This is a genomic window from Micromonospora sp. CPCC 205539, from assembly GCF_036906815.1.
Lineage (GTDB): Bacteria > Actinomycetota > Actinomycetes > Mycobacteriales > Micromonosporaceae > Micromonospora.
On record NZ_JBAKHW010000001.1, the window covers coordinates 285,874 to 306,645 of the forward strand.

Consider the following 20,772-nt stretch of genomic DNA (forward strand, 5'->3'; position numbering starts at 1 on the left):
CCACGGCACGGCCGGCCCGTGCTCCGACCCGATGGGAGACCCGCACCCGTGCTCGAATCCGCCGGACTCACCACCGCCGAGGAGTCGGCGTACCTGGCACTGCTGCGGCACGGCAGCGTGACCATCGAGCAGCTCGCCAGACACACCGGGCGGCCCACCGGGCCGCTCAACCGGGCCGTGACCGGCCTGCACCGCAAGGGCATGGTGCACCGCACGCCGCCACCGCACGACCTGGTCGTGCCCGTGCCGCCGGACGAGGCCATCGACCAGTTGATCCAGCGCCAGCACGCTGAGCTGGACCGGGTCCGCGAAGCGGCGCACGTGTTGGCCGCGCTGACCCGGGACCGGACCGCCGGTCGACGTACCGGCGAGCTGATCGAGATCGTGCAGGGCCGCACCAACGTGCAACGGGCCTTCGACCGGGTGCAGCGGATCGCCAAGAACGAGGTACGGCTGCTGGTCGCGCCCCCGTACGCCGCGCCCAAGCAGATCAACGGCGCGCAGCTCGACCGCGGCTCGGAGGTCACCTACCGCGTCGTCTACACCGCCGACGCCCTGGCCGATCCGGCCGTCCTGGCAGCGACCACGGAGCATGTCCGCGCGGGTGAACTGGCCCGTATCGCGCCCGACGTGCCGACGAAGCTGGCCATCGCCGACAACGCTCTGGCCCTGCTGCCACTGGTGTGGACCGACGCGGCGCGGGACGCGGCGGTGCTCGTGCATCCGTGCGCGCTGCTCGACGCGCTCGTGGCGCTCTTCGAGGGGGTGTGGACGATGGCGAGCCCGCTCGCGTTCTCCGGGGCGGGCGAGCTCACCGCGCGGAGCACGATCTCGGCCGAGGACCGGGCACTGCTGTCGCTGCTGGTCGCCGGGATGACCGACGAGACAGCGGGGGCTCGACTGGGCTTGAGCCGGCGCACCGTCGTACGCCGGATGCAGCACCTGATGCGGACGGCGGGGGCACAGTCCCGCCTGCAGTTGGGCTGGCGTGCCCGTGAGCGGGGCTGGCTGCCCGACGCCTGAGCCCCGATCGCGGCCAGCCGACTACCGGGGCGTCAGCACACAGAACTCGTTGCCGTCGGGATCGGCCAGCACGACCCGACCGCCCTGGCTGGAGCCGATTCGAGTTGCCCCGAGAGAGAGCAGGCGATCGACCTCCTCTTCGAGCTCGCTGTGGACGGCCAACGCGAGGTCGAGGTGCAGCCGGTCCTTGCCCAACCTCGGCATCAGGGGTGGACCGCCCCAAGTGAACTTCGTGCCGCCGTGCGGCGATTGGATGGCGGTCTCCTCGTCCTGATCCCAGACCAGCGGCCACCCCAGCGCCTCGCTCCAGAAGTACCCGACCGCCTGCGAACCGTCCCCGGCGAGCGCGCCGACGAACCCGCAGTCGGCGAGGAAGTTGTTGCCCGGCCCGATGACGCAGAACTCGTTTCCCTCGGGGTCGGCGAGCACCACATGACCCTCCTCGGGGCGCTGGCCGACGTCGACGTGCCGCGCGCCGAGCGCCAGCGACCTGGCCACCGTCTGCTGCTGCTCGTCCAGGGATCCGCTCGTCAGATCGAAGTGCGCCCGGTTCTGGCCGACCTTGGGCTCCCGGGTCGGGACGAAGCGGATACGGAACCCGGCTTCGCCAGCGGGCAGGAGCGCGACGCCGTCGTGCGGATCGTCGATCAACGTCCGGTCCAGAACTCCGGACCAGAACTGCGCGAGATGCAGCGGCTGATTCGCACTGAAGCAGACCGCGAACAATTGACTGGTCATCCCGTGCTCATTTCTGATCCGCTGGCTGATCACCGTCGGGGGGCCGCCAGGTCGGTCCCGCCACCGGAGCCTAGGGACGGGCAGCGTCACCCGCACCCAAATAACGGGGCTCTTCAGTGGCCCCAGTTCGGCAGCCAGATTTCGATGGCGGGGGCCTCCGAGCGTCGGGAGTCAAGGTAGTCGCGGAGCTTTCGCAGCCCCGGATGCCGGTTGTCGTCGCGCCAGATCAGTGACATCGGGTAGACCGGTGCCGGGTCGCGCACCGGTACGCGGCGCAGGTCGTAGCTGTCCGGCCACAGATATCGCGTGCGCTCGCCGGCCAACGTCGCCAGTTCCGAGGAGTCGGCGATCTCGGCCAGCAGCGCCTCGTTTCCGAAGACCGGCCCGACCCGGTCGATGGTGAGGCCGAACGCGGCCGCGAGTTCGTCGTAGTAGCTGGCCCATTCGGTGCCGGCGGCCATGCCGGGCATCCAGATGCGGTGTTCGGCGAGCTGTGCTGGCGTGACGGCGCGGGCGTTGGCGAGCGCATGGCGTGGCCCGACGAGGAGTTCGTGGTGCTCGTCGATCACCCGGGCGGTCCTGATCGCGTCGGGCAGCTGGCGCGCGGGGACGGTGACCGCGTGGAAGGTGGCGTCGATCGTCCCCGCCTCGACGGCGGTGGTCGCGGCGTGGACGTCGGCGTCGAGGGTGACGACGTCCAGATCGATCCGCGGATGCGTACGGTGGAAGTCCTGCAGGAGCACCCCCGGCGCCGTCCGACGACTGTGGACATCGACACGGAGTGCGCGCCGGCCGGGGCGCACGGAGGCGTCGGCGCGCGCTTCCACCCGGAGGAGTTCGCGGGCGTGAGGCAGGAAGGCCTGACCGTCGATCGTGAGGTGGGCCCCGCGAGCCGTGCGGGTGAACAGCCGTACCTCCAGGTCCTTCTCCAACGCGGCGATGCGCTTGGACACGGCCTGCTGGGTGATCGACAGTGCGCCCGCAGCGTCCTGGAACCGGCCGGCATCCGCGACGGCGACGAAGGTACGCACGGCCTCGAGATCCACGAGCCAACCCTACGCAACAACCCCCGGTTGTGGCTCGCCGTCGGTTCGGTTGTTTGATCGCGATCCTGGACCTTGCTTCGATCGCAACGATCAACGATGGGTTGTTCGAGCGGGAGGTTAGGAACGTGGCCGTGCGACGATCCCTGGGTCGGCAGTTCGGGTGGCTGTGGGCGGCGTACGCGGTCAGCGCCTACGGCTCGGCGCTGGGGTTCGGCGCGTTCCCGCTGATCGCCGTGCTGGTGTTGCACGCCAGCCCCGCTCAGGTGTCCGTGTTGGCCGCCGTGGGGCCCGCGGTGGGCGCGTTGATCGCGATGCCGCTCGGGCCTTGGGTCGAATTCCACCGCAAACGACCGGTGCTGATCGCGATGGACCTGACCCGGTTCGCGGTCATGCTGACGATCCCGGTCGCCTACGCTCTCGGCCGGCTCAGCTTCGTCCAGTTGCTGGTCGTCTCGGTCGTGGTCGCCGCCGCCAAGATCGCCTTCGGCGCGGCCAGCGGCGCCTACCTCAGGGCCCTCGTCCGGCCGGACGACCTGCTCGTGGCCAACGCGAGGTTCGAGTCGACGACCTGGAGTTCCATCGCCGTCGGGCCACCACTGGGCGGGGCGGCGATCGGTCTGTTCGGGCCGGTCACCACCGTGGTGGCCGACGCGCTCAGCTACCTGTTCTCCGCGCTGGGGGTCACCGCCATCCGCGGCCGGGAAGACCACCCGCGGCGCACCGACAAGCGCCGGGGCCGGGCCAGCGAAGTGCTCGACGGGTGGCGACACATCCTGACCCACCCCGGCCTACGGGCGCTCTATCTCAACCAGCTGCTCGTCGGCGGACTGATCATGGCCACCGAGCCGCTGTTGGCGGTGCTCCTGCTCGGCCAACTCGGCTTCCCACCCTGGCAGTACGGCCTCGCCTTCGCCGTACCCTGCGTCGGTGGCCTGATCGGATCACGCCTCGCCAGCCGGGTTGTCGCGCGGTACGGGCAACACCGGATCCTGCGTACGGTCGGCACGCTGCGGGCGGTCTGGCTGATCGGCCTCGCGTTCGTCCAGCCCGGTCTCGTCGGCCTCGCGACCGTGATGGCGGTCGAATTCGCGATCATCATCAGCATGAGCCTGTACAACCCGGTGCTCGCCACCTACCGGTTGACGAACACGCCCAGGGACCGTACCGCTCGCACCCTGTCGGCCTGGTCGATCGGCAGCAGCGCCTGCATCGCGCTCCTCAGCGCGCTCGGCGGACTGCTCGCCCAGGCCACCAGCCCACGCACGGCCATCACGATCGCGGGACTGCTGATCCTCGCCAGCCCGCTGCTGCTGCCCCGCCGACTGGACGAGAACGGACTCCGGTCACGGGAGTCGTCGGGGCGGCGGATCTGCGCGACCGGTTCGACCGCGACTTCTGGATCGACGACCGGGGCGGTTACTCCGCGGTCGGGCTAGGCGGCGACAAGCAGCCGGACAGCGGCATACCTGACTCACGTGGTGTCGCCACGCTCCAGCTCGCGCGTGCGCTGGATACTGGCGACCTCGCCCTTGATCGGCAGCCAGTAGAAGGGGATGAACGCGGTAACCACCGCGAGGCCCACGAGCGGCTGCACGGCGCCCAGGACGATGCCAACCGCGATCCAGATGGGCGCGGGGTGGAAACGCCTGCTGATCGCCCTCGCGGTGGTTTCGTCGGTGGCGGAGGTCAGCAGGCGGCGGCCGTGCCTCGCGTACTCCCAGATCACGTTGAACAGCACGGCTGCCACCAGGTAGGCGACTCCGTAGAAGATCAGTGCCGTTCGCTGCCCGTGACCGGATTCGAACGAGTGGGCCAGGACCGACGAGGCGAACGGCAGAAACGCGATCTCCATCAGCAGCAGACTGTTGAGCAGGAGCAGCAGGCGGTCGGCAGAGCGGATGTGATCGAACATGACGTGGTGGTTCACCCACATCTGCCCGATCAGCAGGAAGGTGAGGACGTAGGCCAGGTACGAGGGCCACAGCTCGATCAGGCCGCGGAGCAGGTGCTCGGTGTCCTCCGGCGGGCGGATCTCCAGGACGAGCAGCGTGACGGCGATGGCGATGACCGCATCGCTGAAGCTGACAACCCGCTTGGGATCTCGTTCCGCACCGATCGGTCTGCTGGATCGTGGCGCGCCCGCTGTGGAAGTGCGACTCTTCGCGCGGTCCCGGCGCATCGCCCCTCCCCCACCGTCGAACGAGGCGGTGTTCCCGCCTCGGCAGGGCTGAAACCGCCTACTCGGCGGCCCTCGCATCGGTGGCGAGGGCCGCCCGCGGGTCAAGGACACCCCCACGGCCGTACTGCTCCTCGAAGACGGTCTCGCCGATCATTCTCGTCGTCAGGTCGCGGGCCCAGCGCAGCTCGGCGGCGTCGTCGGGGTCGGGCACCTGCCCCAGCGCGCCGAATGCCTTGTCCACCACCGCGAGCAGGCGCGCGGCGCGATTCCAATCGCCGTCGACCGCCGCCATGACCGCCGACGCGACGAGCGCATAGGGGACGAAGTCGTCGTACCCAGCTGCGAACACCCCGTCGCGCACACCAGCGAAGATCTCCCGGGCGCGCTCGACGTTACCCAGCCGCAACTCCGTGAACCCGAGGTTGTGGTATTCCGAGTTGACGGTCTTCGGTTGGGCCAACGCCACGTTCAGCGCGATGCTGTCCAGATACAGATCACGGGCCCGCGCCAGGTCACCGGTCATCCGCGCGACCGCCGCCAGGACGTGTCGCGGGCGCTCCTCCAGATGCCGCTCACCGGCCCGGATCGCCACCGCCAACGCCTCGGCGGCCAGGCGGTCGGCCTCGGCCAGATCGTCGGCGCGCACGGCGAGTCGAGCCAGCATGTAGAGCGCTTCGACCTCCGCTGGGGCGTCTCCGGCAGCACGGGCCCACGCGACCTCGTCGCGACTCATCTGCGCCACGGTTGCCGTCTCGCCGCGCCGGAACGCGGCACGGGCACGCTCGCTGTATCCCATTGATCTCACCTTGCTTCTGTGCACAGGGTCGGCTGTCTCCACGCGCCGCGCCCGGGCGCCACGGCTGATGCGCGGGAGGCGAAGAGCTCGACGACCTCGGCGGTGAAGGCCGGGACATCGTCTGGCTTCCGGCTGGTCACCAGGTTTCCATCGACGATGACCTGCTCGTCGCACCAGACCGCGCCGGCGTTGAGCAGGTCGGTCCGCAGCGAGGGCCACGAGGTCAGCGTGCGGCCGCGCGCGACATCCGCCTCGATCAGCAGCCACAGCGCGTGGCAGATCGCCCCGACCGGTTTGCCCGCCTCGAAGAAGTGACGGACGAACTCGACCGCGTCCTCGTCGGTGCGCAGGGTGTCCAGGTTACGGACGCCACCTGGCAGGACGAGCGCGTCGTAGTCGGCGGGGGACACCTCGGTCACCGACCTGTCCACCGGGAACGTCTCGGCCTCGTCGTCGTCAGGCGACAGCAAAATCCGCCCGCTCCTGATCGAGACGAGTTCCACGTCCGCGTCGGCATCCGCGAGCGCGGTCCACGGCTCGACGAGTTCCGACCGGTCCACCATGTCGGTCGCCAGGAAGGCGACCTTGTATCCGCTCAGCACACCACCGGCCATCGGCTTCCTCTCGTCTCAGCAATCACCCGGCACACCGTCGTGGGACAGATCATCACCGCGAGATGTGGAGAATTAGTGGATCGACGAACCGTCACTCCTGCTCGGTGAAGATGGTCCACGTCTCGACGAGGCGGAAACCCATCGACTCGTACAGCGGTCGGGCCGCCGCCGAGGTGTGCAGATAGGCCGTCCTGGCGCCGGCGGCGAAGCCGTCCACCAACACCCGAGCGGTGATTGCCCGGCCCAGACCCCGGCTGCGAGCCCACGGTGCCACCGCGATGTTGAACACGCCGATCAGACCGTCGGCGCTCATCCCGAGGCCGGTGGCGACCTGCTGGCCGGCCTCCTCGGCCAGATAACCGGTGACACCCGGCGCGTCGAGCACGTCACCACCCATCAGCGCACCGAACGCGCCCTCGGGGGCTCCGAAACCCGCGGTCAGGACATCGGTGTAGAGATCGCCGCCGGCCGAACCGACCGGGTGGATCTCGCTGCGCTGCCGGCCGCCGGTCCAGAGCAGGGCGTCCTCGGCGGCACAGGCCAGCAGTGGCATCTCACCCGCGTGGCGGAGACCGTGCCGGGCCGCGAGGGCGACGACCGCCTCGCTCGCCGTCCCACGCACGATGATCGACCAGGGGACGCCGGCTTCGCCGACGCGAGTCGCCATCTCGTCCAGAGACGTCAGATCCGGGTCGAGGCTCATGCTCAGGGCGGCGTTGAGCGACGCGACCGCGGTGTCGTTCACGAAGCCCCGGACGTCGCCGTGCTCGGCGATCCAGCGGTTGGCCGGGCTGACGTCACACAGCCGCGCAGTCGCCTCGAACCAGGCGGCCGCCAGCTGGTCCGCGGTCGGGATCATCGCTACCTCGCTCATGTCTCGGGTTGTCACCGGAGCGAAGGTAGTCAGGTGGTGTTGACGAATTCTTCCGCGAACGGTTGCGCGACGGCCGCCGATGACGTCACTCTCCACTCACCTGGGCGCCGCACCTCGACAGAGTCTCCGCGAGGCGCCGAAGCCCGGCACGCATGTGGTCGGGGCCCCCGTCCTGGAACGACCGCAGCACCTCGCAGGCCTTCTCGAACGCCTCCTGTGCCCCGCTCACGTCACCCACCGAGATCAGCAGTTCCGACAGGATGCGGAACGCCTCGAAGCGGTACGGCCCCTGGCCCATCTCGTCGGCCGCCTCGGCCGCCAGCTTGAGCTGCTTCACGGCATCATCGACGCGGCCCATCTTCGCGAGATTCTGTGCGATGGCGGCCCGGATGGAGGCTTCTTCGTGCCGGTGCTCGAGCTGGGCGTTGAGGTCGAGAGCCTGCTGCAACACCCGAGCGGCCTCCTCGTGCTGCCCCAGGCGCGCGAGTGAGTGGCCGTTGCGGGCGAGACTGCGGATCTCGGCCCGCTTGGTGCCCGCGCTGCGATTGAGGGCCGTGGCCTCCACGCTGCTCGCGAGCGCCAGATCGTGGCGCCCGAGCGTGGTGTGCACGAGGTGGAAGTCGACATGGACCGTCGCCTGCTCGGCGAGCATGCCGTGCTCGGCGTAGATCTGCAGGGCCGCCCGCAGCAGGTCGAGCGCCTCCTCGTTCGCGTTGAAGAACCACCGAGCGCGGGCCAGGCTGCGCAGGACGTGCGCCTCGCCGACCACGTCCCCGCGCTGTCGCGCGGCGCGCAGGGCGGTACGCGTCATGTCCTCCCAGTCCTGGAACAACCCGAACCATTCCAGGTAGAGCTGCGTGGTGATCGCGAGCTGCCACGGGACGATGCCGTATCCGAGCTCGGCCGCGACTCGGACCGCTTCCTTGAGCACATCACGGTGGCGGGTGAACCAGTCAAGAGCCTCGTGGTACGAGGACGGCCGCTCGGGAGCGACGCCGGGCAGCGGTGGTGGTGGCGCGACGGGGGTTCGGTAGCCGTCGAGCATGACCTCGGCGTTGAAGCTGCTGTGCAGGTAGTGCTGGAGCAGGCGGCTGACCGCGGTCTGCTGCTCGGCCGCCGACTCGGTGGCGCGAAAGAGTTCATCCGCGTACGCCTTGACCAGCACGTGCGACGAGAAGTAGCCGTTGTCGCCCTCGGACACCAGCGCGACCTCGGCCAACTCCTCGAGCTCGGCACGGGTGCGCCGCGGATCCTGCCCGGACAGGCTCACACATGCCTCCACCGTGATGCCCGGGTTCAACGCCACCGACAGCAGCCTGAACAACCGGGCCGCCCCGGGACTCAGCTGCCGGTACGACCAGGAGAAGGCGGTGCGTGGATCGCTGATTCCCCGACCACCCGGGAACGCCTCCAGCCGACGGGCGCCGTCGCGCAACTCGACGGCCACCGACCCCAACGAGAGTTGCGGTCGGGCGCTCAGCCTGGCGGCGAGGATCGCCAGCGCCAGCGGCAACCGGCCGCACAACTCGATGATCTCGTCGAGCGTGTCCGCGTCCACGGCGTCGTCGAACGTCCGGCTCTTCACCACGGCGAGCCGGCTCATGAGCAGTTCCCGAGCCTCCGGCAGGTCCGGAAGGTAGGCCCGGTACAGGCGAGCGCCGTCGGAGGCCGCCAGGCCGACCAGCGGGCGCCGGCTGGTGACCAGCACGAGGCTGTCGGCGGAGTTCGGTAGGAGCGGGCGCACCTGTGCGGGGTCGCGCACGTTGTCCAGGAGGACCAGGATCCGCTTTCCCGCCGTCAGGCTGCGGTACGTGCCCGTCAGCGCGTCGAACGTGTCGGGAACGTCCGACGCGGGGATGCCCAGCGCGTACAGCAGGGAGCGCAGGGCTTCGCCGGCCGGGACGCTCCCGTCCTCGCCTTCGTTGCCCCGCAGGTCGAGGTAGAGCTGACCGTCGACGAACTCGTCGGCGACCATGTGCGCGAAGTGGGTGACGATCGTCGACTTGCCGACGCCGCCCATGCCGTCCACCGCGACCACCAACGGACTGGTGCGCCCGCTGCGGCGCATCCCGGCGACCAGGTCGCGCAGGACGCCCAGTTCGAACGTGCGCCCCACGAACATCGGGTGATCCGGCGGCAACTGCGCGGGACGCACCAGCGGGAATGGTCGGGAGCTTCGCGCCTGCGGCAGGGCGGGCTCGACGTCGTCCGGCTCGTCGGCGGGTGGCGCCACGGTCTGCGTCAGCACCCGCTGCTGCGCCTCCCGCAGCTCGCGCCCCGGGTCGATGCCCAGTTCGTCGGCGAGGCGTTCCCGGATCGTCCGGTACGCGGCCAGCGCCTCGGCCTGGTGCCCGGCGGCGGCGAGCGTCGTCACCAGGCTCGCGTGCACGGGCTCGTGGAGCCGACCCATCTCCGCCGCCAGCCGCAGCGGCGCGAGGATCTCCGTGGGACGGTGTGCCCGGACGGCGATCGTCGCCGCGGCGACGGCCGCGTCGACGAACTCGCCGTCGACACCCGCGAAGGTCGCCGTGGCCGCCGCGGTGTCGGCCAACCCGTCCCCCGCTGGCCCGTGGCAGAGCCGCAGGGCGTCGGCGTAGCGGCCGAGCGCCTCCTCGGGGCGATCCTCGGCGGTGCCGACCTTCGCGGCGGCGACGAACTGGCGGAACGCGGCCAGGTCGAGCGTCTCGGGACCGGCCGCGAAGCGGTACCCGTTGCCGTGGCGCAGGAGGTACGACCCGGAGGACCGCAGCGGCAGGTCGGGCTCGAGGAGCCGGCGCAGGGCACCGACGTACTTGTGGATCACGTTTACCGCGCTGAGCGGCGGGTCATCGCCCCAGATCAGGTTGATCAGATCGGTCATGCTGACCGGGCGGCCCACCCGTGTCAGCAGCAGCGCCAAGAGACTCCGTTGCTGCCGGGGGCCCGCGTCCAGTTCGACGTCGTCCCGCCAGAGCCGAAGCGGACCCATGATCTGCAAACGCAGTCGCGACGTCACGAACGGAGACTCCCGGGATTCATGGTGATAGTCAGCCAGAACCTTGTTGACGAACAATGAACAACCACTGCATCCCCTGGCGGCCTCAGATAATACCCAGCCCACGCTGCCCCAACGTCGGCCGTTGGCGGCAGGTCAGAAGCCCTCTCCCGGATATTTCCGGGGGCAGACCGGGCGCGGCGCGAGCGGCAGCCGGGCTGTGCTGCGCCATGCGGAGTCCGTCGAATGGAAACTGTCAGCGCGCCGCGGCAATTGTTACTGGGCGAGGGTGGTTCGCAGGCGGCGTACGGCCAGCCGCAGGCAGATCGCGCCCATCACGGCCAGGTACACCACCGCCACGAGCGACTTCACCGACAGGACTCCGAGTGCCGGATTCCGCAGCAGTTCGATGGACTGGTAGAGCGGCAGCCACTGGACCACGATCTGGATCGGCCGGGGGTAGACCGAGAGGGGATAGAACGTCGTGGCGAACAGGAACATGGGCAGCATGACGAGCTGGATGTACTGCATGTCCTGCCAGTCGCGCAGGTAGGTGACGACCACGACGCCAGCGGTGGCGAAGGCGAAGGCGATCAGCGCCGCACCCGGCACGACCAGGATGGCCCACGGTGACGTGACCAGGCCGAGGACGGTGACCACCACCAGGAAGGCGGCGCTGACGATGGTGCCGCGCAGCACCGCCCAGCCGACCTCGCCGAGGGCCACGTCCCGCTCGGTCAACGGGGTGGCGAGCATCGATTCGTACGTGCGGTCGGCCTTGAGCTTGCCGTACATGAGGAAGGTGGTCTCGTTCATGGCGCCGTTCATCGCCGCGGTGGCGAGCAGGGCGGGTGCCACGAACGCGGCGTACCGGATCGGGGTGCCGTTCGGCACGTCGGTGACCGTGCCCACCAGTACGCCGATGCCGACCCCGATCGAGAGGAGGTAGAGCACCGGCTCGAAGATCTCCGCGAGCAGCACGTACCAGGTGTGCTTGTAGATCATCAGGTTGCGCTCGACGAGCACGGCGGCGTTCACGCGGTGAGCCTCCGGGTGTAGGTGCGTCGAGCCGCGAGGTAGCCGACAGCGATCAGCGTGAGCAGGACGAGAAGGTGGATCGCGGTGGAGCCGGATCCGCGACACAGCTCGGTGCCGTGCCAGAGGGGGCTGACCCAGACCAGCCGCTCCAGCCAGTCGGGGAGCTGCTCGGCCGGGAAGAACGTGCCGGAGAACATGTACAGCGGCATGATCACGAACCGGAAGAGCGCGCTCAGCTTCGCGGGGCGCTCCACGGTGATCGCGAACGCGGCCACCGGCGCGGCGAAGGCCAGGCCGGTGAGCACCGCCGCCAGCAGTGACCCCGGCGCGTCCTTCAGCTCGGTGGCGCCGAACCCGACGAGGACCACGAGGATCCCGATCGAGGCGGTGAGCAGTCGGAAGGCGTTGAACAGCAGATGACCGGTGAGGACGTCGGTCGGCTCCATCGGCGTGGTGACCGCCGCGCGGTAGTTGCCGCCGACCCGAGCGGACTGGAACACCGGTCCAGCCGAGTTGATGAAGCCCAGTTGCATCGCCGACGCCGCGAGCAGACCGGGTGCGACGAAGCCGAGGTACGAGCCCTGCAGATAGGTGCTGTCGCGCGCGTCGACCAGTTGGCCGAGGCCGAAGCCCATGGCGACGACGAACAGCAGCGGGTTCGCGACGCTGATCACGATCGTGCCGCGCCAGGTTCGCCGGTACAGGTGCCACCAGTAGGCGGCCTCGCGCGCCGCTGGAACGCGCAGAAGACTGTCGGCGGCGCTCACTCGACCAGGGTCCGGCCGGTGAGGGTGAGGAAGACGTCTTCCAGCCCGGATCGGCGGACCAGGGCGGTCAACGGATCGAGCCCGCGTCGGTGTACCTCTTCCAGGGCGGCCTCGCCGTCGGCGGCGTAGCAGAGCAGCCGGTCGGGCAGCACCTCGAGCCGGTCACCGATGCCGCGCGCCTTCTCGACGGCGAGCTCGTGCTGGTCGAGGGGGAAGCGCAGTTCCAGCACCTCACGAGTCGCGTACCGCTCGATCAGCTCGCGCGGTGAGCCGTGCGCGACGATCCGGCCGCCGTCCATCACGGCGAGTCGGTCGCAGAGCTGTTCGGCCTCGTCCATGTAGTGGGTGGTGAGGATCAGCGTGACGCCGTCCTGCTTGAGCCGGAACAGCCGCTCCCACAGCAGGTGCCGGGCCTGCGGGTCGAGGCCGGTGGTGGGCTCGTCGAGAAGCACCAGGTCCGGTTCGTTGACCAGGGATCGGGCGATGGTGAGCCGGCGACGCATGCCCCCGGACAGCTCCTGCACCCGGGCGCTGCGTTTGTCGACGAGCCGGGCGAAGTCCAGCAGCCGGTCGGTACGCTCGCGGATCACCGCGCGGGGCAGGCCGAAATACCGACCGTAGATCAGGATGTTCTCCTCGACGGTCAGCTCCGTGTCGAGCGTGTCGTCCTGCGGCACCGAGCCGATCCGCGCCTTGATCGTGCGGCGTTCCCGGGCGGCGTCCCGACCCAGGATGGTCAGCTCGCCGCCGCTGCGCGGTGACACGCATCCGATCATCCGCATGGTGGTGGACTTGCCGGCGCCGTTGGGCCCGAGGAACCCGAACGCCTCGCCGCGGAGGACGTCGAAGTCGATGCCGGCGACGGCGGTGTGTGCCGGCGGCCCGTCGTAGACCTTGGTGAGCCCGCGCGCGGTGACGAGCGCCGTTGAATCGATCACCATCGCAGGCTACAAGTAGGCGACGAAAGTCTGCAAGAATGAGACGACTATGAGAAATTACTTGACGGCGGGGGGTGATGCCGCTGTTCTGGTCGACACCATCCGTAGCAATCGGGGTGCTGGTACCGGTTTCCACCGATTTGGCGAGCGTGCAGGTGGAACGATGCAAGGCGTGGGAACTGCGAAAACTGCCATGCCTGCCATCTCGCCGCTCGCCGGTGAGCCGATCAAGCGCGCTGACGCCGAGCGACTCGCGGGGGTGCTGAAAGCATTCGCCGACCCGGCCCGGCTGCGACTACTCAGTCTGATCCAGTCCGCACCGGAGGGCGAGGCGTCCGTCACCGACCTCACCGCGCCGCTCAACCTCTCCCAGCCGACCGTGAGTCACCATCTCCGGATCCTCACCGAGGCCGGCCTGCTCGAGCGCGAGAAGCGCGGCGTCTGGGCGTACTACCGTCTGGTGCCGTCCGCGATCTCGGCGATCGCCGAACTGTTGACCCCGCCCCGCAAGCGGGCGACGAAGAGAGCCCGCTGAACGACAGGGCACGGGTCAGGAGGGCCAGGGCACCTCGTGGTACGTCGTCGTCGACGAGACGGTGACGAGATACCTGTGCCCGCGCAGCGGCCCGCTCCAGAGCGCATCGAGGTCGACCGGGTGATCGTCGTGGTAAACCACCGGCCAGCGAAGCTCCACCGGGGGATAGTTGGTCCGTCGTCCGCTCACCTGCGAGTACCTGATGTGGACCTGCCCGTCGTACCCGGGCCTGCCGAAGGTCATTCCCAACAGCACCAGGAGCTCTTCGTAGTCGGCCCCATAGCGGGCCTCAAGGTTCTCCAACGTTTCGCCGGAGACCTTGATCAATCCAACCGTCGTCGTCCCCCTGTCCACCATGCGCAGCAGCTCACGGAGATCCCCTCCGGCGCCGAAGTACCTGGTCTCGGTACGCGCGCACCGCAGCCGGTACGTGTCGTGCGGAAAGGTGCCCTGCGTCTCGCCAGCGCGACAGGAGTCGGACGTCGACGTCGCGACCAGCCTCAGCGCCGGCATTTGCCGGGTCGTCGAGTCGAGCATCCCGTCGATCTGCGCGGCGGCCACCGTACCCGCCTGCCGGACAGCGGCCGACCGAGCTTCCTCGGCGCTCTCCCGGGGTTTGGGGGCGTCAGATTCGCATGCCGCGAGGGCGAGCACCAGAGCCGCAGCCACCACTAGCCTGATCCGCCGGAGAGAAGCCATGGGCACGAGCATGCCGGCTGGCCGTACTGCGGGGATGAGTCGTCGTACTCACTCCCGTCGAAGGCGGCACTGACGGAAAGGCGGCACCGCGGCTGCGCGTCGGCCCCGGCCGTGCACGATGGTCAGATGGGACACCCGCACGGCACACCGCCGTACGCGGCCCTGGCCGCCGGCACGCCGCTGGAGTGCGTGATCGCCCTCGGCCACGACGACGAGGGCGACCGGAACCCGCCCGCGGATCCTGCTGGTGCCGGCGGGACGCCGACGTGGGACGCGCAGGGCACGGCCGGGCGGCACCGCGCCCTCGTCGCCGCGCTGCGCGACCGTGGGTACGCCGTGGGCCCCACTGCCGCAGCCCGCGTGCTGGACGCGCTGGGTCGCGCCCCGGTGGCGGACGGTTGCAGCACCTACCTCACCCACCCGGACGCCTTCCGGCCGGCGCCATCCGAGCCTGGCCGTCCGGTGGTGGTCCGGCTCGTCGCGAACATCGACGGCCGACAGGGCGTGGCCGCCGCCTCGGCACTGCTCGACGGGCTGCACTCCGCCACGGTCTGCATGTACCTGGGACACCTGCGCTTCGGCCTCGGCGCCGACTTCGAACCCGCGCTACCGGTCACGGTCGCCGCTGACAGTGGGCTGCCCGCCGCGCCCGCGCGCCTGGTCCGGCGGGCCGCACGGGACGGACGGCAGCGCGGTGAGCGGCTGGAGGAGACCCTCGACCGCTGGCTGGCCGACGGGCTGATCCACATCGAGCGGGCCGGCGCGAGCCGGGTGGTCCTCTCGTACCGGAATCTCGTCCCCAGCAGCGCGACCGCCCGGCTCACCCACTGGGTGGCGCGGCGGGCGCCCGGTGGACTGCCGGCGCCGGTATTCGCCGAGCCCGCCGCCGAAGCCTCCCCCGGCCTGGCCCTCGACCGGCACCGGCTCTGGGTGCTGCTGACCTGCCGCGCGACGGCGCTCTTCCCCGCGCTGCGCCGCGGCCTCGCACCAGCCCCGGTGTGGCTGATCGGCCCGCCCGACACGGTGTCGCTCGGCGAGTGGCGCACACTGCCGTGGATCCTCGACGCCCTGTGCGCCGGCGGCCCATGGGCCGAGGTGCTCAGCGTGCTGGACGCGCGGGCGTACGGGGGCCGCCTGGTGCTGGACGCTCCGCCGGACTTGGACGCCCGGATCGCTACGGAGGGGGGCGACGGTGGCCGCCGAGCCTACTGCTGACCGACCGCGTCCAGCGGCGACCGTGGGCCGCCGGCCCCGGTGCCCGGACTGCGGCCGGCCGGTTGCCGGCTGTTGGTGCCGATACGTGTCGCGGGTGCGGACGCGCCACCGGCTCGTCGTGCTGCGCCACCCCCGCGAGGCACGCCACGCGTTCGGCACGGTGCCGGTCCTGGTGCGGACGATCCCGGAGACCGAGGTGTACGTCGGTGTCCGCCGGCCACCGGCGGCCACCCGCGCCATCTTCGGCGAGCCTGACCGGCCCCCGCTCCTGCTGTATCCCGCTCCGACCACGGCGGCCGGGCCACCCGCCGCGGCGCCCCTGTCACCCGTTCCCGGCAGTGCCGACGGCGCCGTCGGGCACAGAATCGTCGACGGGCCCGGCGCGGGCGGGGAGCACGGCGCCGCAGCGGCTCCCCGCACGCTCGTGGTGATCGACGGCACCTGGGGGCAGGCCCGGAGCATGCTCGGCGCCGACCCGGAGTTGGGCGCGCTACCCCGACTGTCGCTCGCACCGGCAACGTCGAGCCGGTACGCGATCCGCGCTCAGCCCTTCCCGCACGGTCTGTCGACCGTGGAGGCCGTCGCCGAGGCGCTCATCCTGCTCGGTGACGATCCGGTCGTACGGATGGCGCTGCTACGCCCGCTCGCGGCGCTGGTCGGCATGCATCTGGCGTGCGCGGACGCGGCGGGCGGCGACGTGCTGGACGACCCGGCGGCACTGGAGCGCGCGGGCTACCTGCCGCCCCTGCCCGGTCACTCCCCGCAGACCGGGTTGTAGCTGCAGCCTCCGCCACACGAATCCTGGCAGCTGAACTGGCAACTGCTGCCCTCCTCGGTCCATTCCGGGCAGCCGCCGCAGGTGCCGCTCGCCCCGATCTCCGTCGGTGTCGCGAACCAGCCCGGCGAGACCCTCAGGTCGAGGTCGAACTCGTCGTCGTCCTCGACGAGCGCCGTACCCGTCAGCCGCGCGTCGGAGTTGCGCATGTGGCTCACCCTTCTCCTACTACTGCGGCACCTGGTCGCCGCGCAGCGGCCAGACATTGATGGCGTACGCGACGAGAGCCGGGAGGAACCACCATTCCGTGCGGTTCTCCGAGCTGAGCAGCTCGAGCCGGCGAGACGGGGCGTCGAACCGGGAGACCCGCGATCGCCGGTCGGGGTCGAAGGAGGCGAACTGCTCCTCCGCCTCGGCCAGTCGGCGATCGAGTCGCCCCTCGTCCCGGCGGCGCGCCGCGGCCTCGACGGTGGCGTGTGCGAAGAAGTCGGGATTGTGCGCCCGGGCCGCGTCGGTCAACACGCGCAACGCCGGGGCGGGATCGGCGAGGAGCCGAGCCACGTCGTCGACCTGCTGGTCCCGCTGGAAGCCACTGGTGGCCAGGACATGCACCGCCTTGGCGTAGAGCAGCCCGGTGAACGCCCGGTGGAACGTGGCGTCGGGCGCCCGGTACGCGCGGTAGACGCTGGAGTAGCCCGGATTGAACTGCCGCTGCAGGACGGTCGACAGCTCCTCGACGACCGGCTCGAACGCGGGGTTCGTCGGCAGGATCTGCCCGACGGCGTCGATCAGGGCGGTGAGCACGCGGTGCGCCTCGGCGTTCGACTTCGTCACCGGGACGTCGATGGTGAGCGGCGCGAGCCAGGTGTGCACGTCGTTGTGGATCGGTGCGGCGGTCATCGACCGGCGGATCGCGTCCACCCGGCCTCGGACCCGATCCGAGACGCGGCTGGTCGGCCGCTCCTCCTCGGTCGGGTCGTGCAGCAACTGCCGCTCGGGCACCGGTCGGCTGGCCTTGCTCGCGTAGAGCAGGACCCGGTAGAACCGCTGGCCGTCGCCCTCGCCGCGGGCGTAGACGACGATCTCGCCGGGCGCGGCGAGGCCGTCGGTGTGACCGGTGAGCCAGTCATGGTTCTGCAGCACGGTCTCGATCGGGCACTCGGCGGGCAGCCGGATGCCGAGGGTGCGCAGCATCGAGCGGGGCTCCCGCAGGTAGGTGAGGGCCTCCGGCGGAGACATCACCCACGCGTGACCGAGCAGCGGCTGCGCACGCAGGATCCTGGACCGGGCTGCGACATCGACGATGTGGCTGGGCATCTGATCTCCCCGAGGATCGCGGAGCGTCCTGTGTCGAGCACACTACGCTCGGGCGACTGATCGACTACACCCTCAGACCGGGTGCTGTCGGGCAATGGACAGCGGCCACGCGAGCACGCTGCCCAACGCCAGCCCCGCCAGCGCGAAGACCCGCTGCTCGAGGTCCGGGCGGCCGCCGACGAGCCGGTTCAGGTGCATGTGGACGAGGCTGCGTACCACCTGGGGGTGCGGCGTCTCCAGTCGGCCGGCGAGGTGCTCGGCGTCCAGGCCCGCTGCCACCTCGGTGACGACGGCCCGTCGCGCGTCCAGGATCGGCGCCATCGGATCGCCGACGGGCGTACCGGCGACCAGCACGCGTACCCCGTGCTTGTCCGCCCGGAACTCGGCCGACTCCACCGGGTGCCGGGGACTGCGGTGCGCGCGGTACCACCGGAGCCGGCGCGCCGGCGGGTACCCGAGGGCGTCCAGCAGGTCGTCCACGGTCCGCACGGCCAGGTGCCGGCGGTCGGGCGCGGCGCGCACAGTCCGGTCGGCGAGCAGCCGGCAGACCGCCTCGCTGTCCGCGGCGAACAGCCGCTCGGCCAGGTCCAGTCCGGCGGGCCCGCCGTACCGCTCGACCTCCCGCTCGTACGTGTCCAGGGCGAACCGATCGAGCACGCCCTGGTCGACCAGGCCCGCGGCCCAGTGGCACAACCTCCCCAGCACCTCCTCCCGCAGCCGCTCCGGGTCGCCGGTGAACCGCAACCGCAGGTGGAACCGGGGGTCGGCGTACCGGAGGAAGAACCACGAGCGTGCCGCGCCGGTCGCACACAACTCACCGGCCAGCTCACGGATCGGGCCGCCGAGCAGGTCGTCGGCCGCGTCCGGTGGCAGGTACAGCTTGGCGTACAGCCAATCCGAGCCCGGCGGACGCAGCCGCACCACCCGGGCGATCACCCGACGTTGCGGTGGGCCACCGCCCGGATCCGCGTCGCCGTCGCCGGCCCGTGCGCCGGTGCCGGCCCGCGCGTCCTCGTCGCGGCGGCCGGTCCGAATCATCGGTACGACCAACTCGACGAGCCGCCGCCCGTCCGGTGACCACGCGGCGGCCGATTCCGGATCGGGGAGTGCCTCCTGCACGTCCAGCCGTGCCCCCTCCGGCAGCCGATTACCCGCGGCGAGCAGCAGCGTGGCCCCGAGCTCGCTGTCCAGGTCGATCAGGAGCTGCTCGTCCCGAGGGCCGAGCAGGACGTACCGGGGCAGCCCGACCTGCCGCCGGGCGGCCGTCCGGTCCCCTGCGTAGGCGCGCAGGAACCCGGGGTCCAGGCTCCAGCCGGCGGGGCGCAGCACCACACGGCCCACCTGCACCCGCGGTCGGAACGGCAGGTGCTCGGCCGGGCCCCACGAGAACCGGTCCAGCATCCCCGACTCGCCGTCGAAGCTCACCGCGTGCAGGAACTGCGCCAGCGGAGGCGACAGGCCGGGGCTGAGCAGGTGCAGACCGTACGCCAGCACGTCCGCGCCGGTGCGGGTCCAGACCAACCGTAGCCGTCCCTCGCGCAGCGTCACCGCCAGTTCGGCCAGCGGGATGACGTGCCGCCCGCGCGGTGGTGGGCCACCGTTCACCGCGATGACGTGCTCCGGCAGGATCGGCCGGACCATGACGTTGGCCGCTCGCGGCCGTACCGGCGCGAAGGTCAGTTCGGCCACGACCGTCGGGGTATCCGCCTGCCTCGCCGGGTCGCGTGCCGCCAGGTCGCGCAGGAACGCCAGCGCGCCCTCGTCGAACAGGTGCGCGAAGCGGCCGAACGACCGGCCAGCTGGCGCGGTCACGCCCACACCGGACAGCACGAGCAGGAAGTCGCCGTCGTCCACGGCCCGCTCGTCGCGGGCTGCCAGCGCGCAGAAGAGGTCGACCGAATCCGGTATGGACCCCGTACGCTCCGCGGCGCCTTCGAGCTCGGCGATCCGGGGCTCGTCCAACCACAGCACCCGATCGCCGGCGCTGAGTGTCTCACCGGCGAGTCGGACCAGCAGCCGGTCGTAGCGGGGTCGAGGTGGCGGGGTGGCGTGCAGGTCGGGCAGACCGGCCCCGATCAGGTCCAGCACGGGCACCAGCCGGTCCGGCCCGTACGCCTCGACGAACCCCGGTCGCCACGCGGCCAGGCCGGGAAACCGGGTGGACCACGGCGACAGGCGGGACAGGACGTCGACCGCGCGGCTCGCCTCCCGGGCAACCTCGGCGGGCAGCCGAAGGGCCGATCCGGCGAAGGTCGCGTCCACTCCGAACACGGCAGCGGAGTCCGGAGTCGCCCGCTGCGGCGCGGCCGTACGCGTCGACGTCCCGTTGTTGCGGGCGCCGTCCAGTGGCCGGTCCTGGGCCGCCGCGGCCCTGCCGCGCAGGGACTCGGCGCGAGCGAGCAGGTGCGGCAGTAGATGCAGCGCCGCGCCGGCCGGCAGGCCGTCCCACTCGGCGAGGGCGTCCAGCAGGCCGTGCAGCGCGACGGCGACCGACGGGTCGACCGTGGCGAGCACCTGCGCAACCTCTCGCGCGGGCGCTCCGGTCAGCGCCGGACGCAGGCCGGTGACCAGGAACCCCCGCTCGATGAGCGTGTCGACGGCGGCCCGAGTCCGGTCGGGGTCCCGGCCGGTGGAGGCGAGCGCTCCGACCAGTGCGGCGTAGTCGGTGCCGGCTCGGCAGGCCGTCAACGCCTCCCGCACCACGGCGGTGGCGCGAACGGACGACCCTCCGTTGCCCACGGCGGCGTCCGGCAGCACGGCTCGGCCGGCGCGCACGTGGGCAGCCGGATGGGTGGTGAGTCGTAGCCCTCGCCGGATCGCAGGGTGGTGCTCCCACTGCTGCACCAGGTCGAGCAGCCAGGCCAGGTCCGGGCGGGTCCGGCGGGTCAGCGGGCCCAGCGTGAGCTGGGCAGTGTCGCCCCACTCCCCCAGGGCCACACCGGCGAACAGGCCGAAGGGAGTGGGCCGGGTGGCCATCCGAACCAGGTAGGAGGCCAGTGCGTTACGGATCGGTGCCAGGTCGGCACCGGAGTCGGTGCACACCGCGACCGCCGCCGCCATCGACGGCGAGGCGATGGCGAGGGCCAGGGCCACCACGGGCGTACGGCCGGGCACCGCCAGCGCACGGTCGAGGTCCATGAGGGACGCAGGCCTGGACAACTCGACGAGACGGTCCACCGGCAGCGCTGGTGCCCGCACCATGAAGGTCTGCGCCGCAGCCCAGGTCGCCCCCCGTCGTGTCATG

General features: G+C 71.1%; 19 protein-coding genes. 5 read left to right on the forward strand and 14 right to left on the reverse strand.

Annotation, left to right across the window (positions count from 1 at the left end):
* Positions 1-48 precede the first annotated feature (48 nt).
* A complete protein-coding gene (locus tag V6V47_RS01180) occupies positions 49-1,023 on the forward strand; it encodes a helix-turn-helix domain-containing protein (RefSeq protein ID WP_334626022.1) in 975 nt (324 codons plus the stop codon).
* A gap of 21 nt (positions 1,024-1,044) precedes the next feature.
* On the opposite strand, the gene V6V47_RS01185 is transcribed toward V6V47_RS01180, so the two are convergent.
* A complete protein-coding gene (locus V6V47_RS01185) occupies positions 1,045-1,761 on the reverse strand; it encodes a VOC family protein (RefSeq protein ID WP_334626023.1) in 717 nt (238 codons plus the stop codon).
* A 113-nt stretch (positions 1,762-1,874) separates the two neighbouring features.
* The gene (locus tag V6V47_RS01190) at positions 1,875-2,807 is read right to left on the reverse strand and encodes a LysR family transcriptional regulator (protein ID WP_334626024.1); all 933 of its coding nucleotides are present in this window, start codon (positions 2,805-2,807) and stop codon (positions 1,875-1,877) included.
* A gap of 131 nt (positions 2,808-2,938) precedes the next feature.
* Between V6V47_RS01190 and V6V47_RS01195 the strand changes: the two genes are divergently transcribed.
* The gene (locus tag V6V47_RS01195; RefSeq protein WP_334626025.1) at positions 2,939-4,243 is read left to right on the forward strand and encodes an MFS transporter; all 1,305 of its coding nucleotides are present in this window, start codon (positions 2,939-2,941) and stop codon (positions 4,241-4,243) included.
* Positions 4,244-4,278: 35 nt separating this feature from the next.
* Here the strand turns inward: V6V47_RS01195 and V6V47_RS01200 are convergent, their stop codons facing one another.
* The 8 genes from V6V47_RS01200 to V6V47_RS01235 form a co-directional block, all read right to left on the reverse strand.
* Positions 4,279-4,986 carry a TMEM175 family protein gene (locus V6V47_RS01200; protein WP_334626026.1) on the reverse strand — a complete coding sequence of 236 codons (708 nt, stop codon included), beginning with the start codon at positions 4,984-4,986 and terminating at the stop codon, positions 4,279-4,281.
* A gap of 58 nt (positions 4,987-5,044) precedes the next feature.
* Positions 5,045-5,782 (reverse strand): tetratricopeptide repeat protein, encoded by a 738-nt coding sequence (locus V6V47_RS01205; protein WP_334626027.1) that lies wholly within the window; start codon positions 5,780-5,782, stop codon positions 5,045-5,047.
* Between the two features lie 5 nt (positions 5,783-5,787).
* Entirely contained in the window at positions 5,788-6,396 is a 609-nt protein-coding gene (locus V6V47_RS01210) for a type 1 glutamine amidotransferase domain-containing protein (RefSeq protein WP_334626028.1), read from the reverse strand.
* A 91-nt stretch (positions 6,397-6,487) separates the two neighbouring features.
* The gene (locus tag V6V47_RS01215; protein WP_334626029.1) at positions 6,488-7,285 is read right to left on the reverse strand and encodes a GNAT family N-acetyltransferase; all 798 of its coding nucleotides are present in this window, start codon (positions 7,283-7,285) and stop codon (positions 6,488-6,490) included.
* Between the two features lie 70 nt (positions 7,286-7,355).
* Positions 7,356-10,265: an AfsR/SARP family transcriptional regulator gene (locus V6V47_RS01220; RefSeq protein ID WP_334626030.1), complete on the reverse strand. Its 2,910-nt coding sequence runs from the start codon at positions 10,263-10,265 to the stop codon at positions 7,356-7,358.
* A gap of 255 nt (positions 10,266-10,520) precedes the next feature.
* Positions 10,521-11,282, reverse strand: a complete 762-nt coding sequence (locus tag V6V47_RS01225) for an ABC transporter permease (RefSeq protein WP_334626031.1) — start codon at positions 11,280-11,282, stop codon at positions 10,521-10,523.
* The gene (locus V6V47_RS01230) at positions 11,279-12,049 is read right to left on the reverse strand and encodes an ABC transporter permease (protein WP_334626032.1); all 771 of its coding nucleotides are present in this window, start codon (positions 12,047-12,049) and stop codon (positions 11,279-11,281) included. Before V6V47_RS01230 ends, V6V47_RS01225 begins: the two co-directional genes overlap by 4 nt.
* The gene (locus V6V47_RS01235; RefSeq protein ID WP_334626033.1) at positions 12,046-12,987 is read right to left on the reverse strand and encodes an ABC transporter ATP-binding protein; all 942 of its coding nucleotides are present in this window, start codon (positions 12,985-12,987) and stop codon (positions 12,046-12,048) included. Before V6V47_RS01235 ends, V6V47_RS01230 begins: the two co-directional genes overlap by 4 nt.
* 163 nt (positions 12,988-13,150) lie before the next feature.
* On the opposite strand from V6V47_RS01235, the gene V6V47_RS01240 reads away from it, so the two are divergent.
* On the forward strand, positions 13,151-13,522 hold the full coding sequence (locus V6V47_RS01240; RefSeq protein ID WP_334626034.1) for an ArsR/SmtB family transcription factor: 372 nt from the start codon (positions 13,151-13,153) through the stop codon (positions 13,520-13,522).
* Positions 13,523-13,537: 15 nt separating this feature from the next.
* Here V6V47_RS01240 and V6V47_RS01245 read toward each other — a convergent pair whose 3' ends face one another.
* On the reverse strand, positions 13,538-14,221 hold the full coding sequence (locus V6V47_RS01245; RefSeq protein ID WP_334626035.1) for a hypothetical protein: 684 nt from the start codon (positions 14,219-14,221) through the stop codon (positions 13,538-13,540).
* A gap of 126 nt (positions 14,222-14,347) precedes the next feature.
* On the opposite strand from V6V47_RS01245, the gene V6V47_RS01250 reads away from it, so the two are divergent.
* Positions 14,348-15,436, forward strand: a complete 1,089-nt coding sequence (locus V6V47_RS01250; protein WP_334626036.1) for a hypothetical protein — start codon at positions 14,348-14,350, stop codon at positions 15,434-15,436.
* 22 nt (positions 15,437-15,458) lie between these two features.
* On the forward strand, positions 15,459-16,214 hold the full coding sequence (locus V6V47_RS01255) for a tRNA-uridine aminocarboxypropyltransferase (protein WP_334626037.1): 756 nt from the start codon (positions 15,459-15,461) through the stop codon (positions 16,212-16,214).
* Here the strand turns inward: V6V47_RS01255 and V6V47_RS01260 are convergent.
* From V6V47_RS01260 to V6V47_RS01270, 3 genes are all read right to left on the reverse strand, one after another.
* Positions 16,190-16,420 carry a hypothetical protein gene (locus V6V47_RS01260; protein ID WP_334626038.1) on the reverse strand — a complete coding sequence of 77 codons (231 nt, stop codon included), beginning with the start codon at positions 16,418-16,420 and terminating at the stop codon, positions 16,190-16,192. The two genes, V6V47_RS01255 and V6V47_RS01260, sit on opposite strands and share 25 nt — an antisense overlap.
* Positions 16,421-16,439: 19 nt before the next feature.
* Positions 16,440-17,528 (reverse strand): hypothetical protein, encoded by a 1,089-nt coding sequence (locus V6V47_RS01265; RefSeq protein WP_334626039.1) that lies wholly within the window; start codon positions 17,526-17,528, stop codon positions 16,440-16,442.
* Positions 17,529-17,600: 72 nt separating this feature from the next.
* Complete coding sequence (locus tag V6V47_RS01270) at positions 17,601-20,771, reverse strand: lantibiotic dehydratase (RefSeq protein WP_334626040.1); 3,171 nt, start codon at positions 20,769-20,771, stop codon at positions 17,601-17,603.
* Position 20,772: the final 1 nt, after the last annotated feature.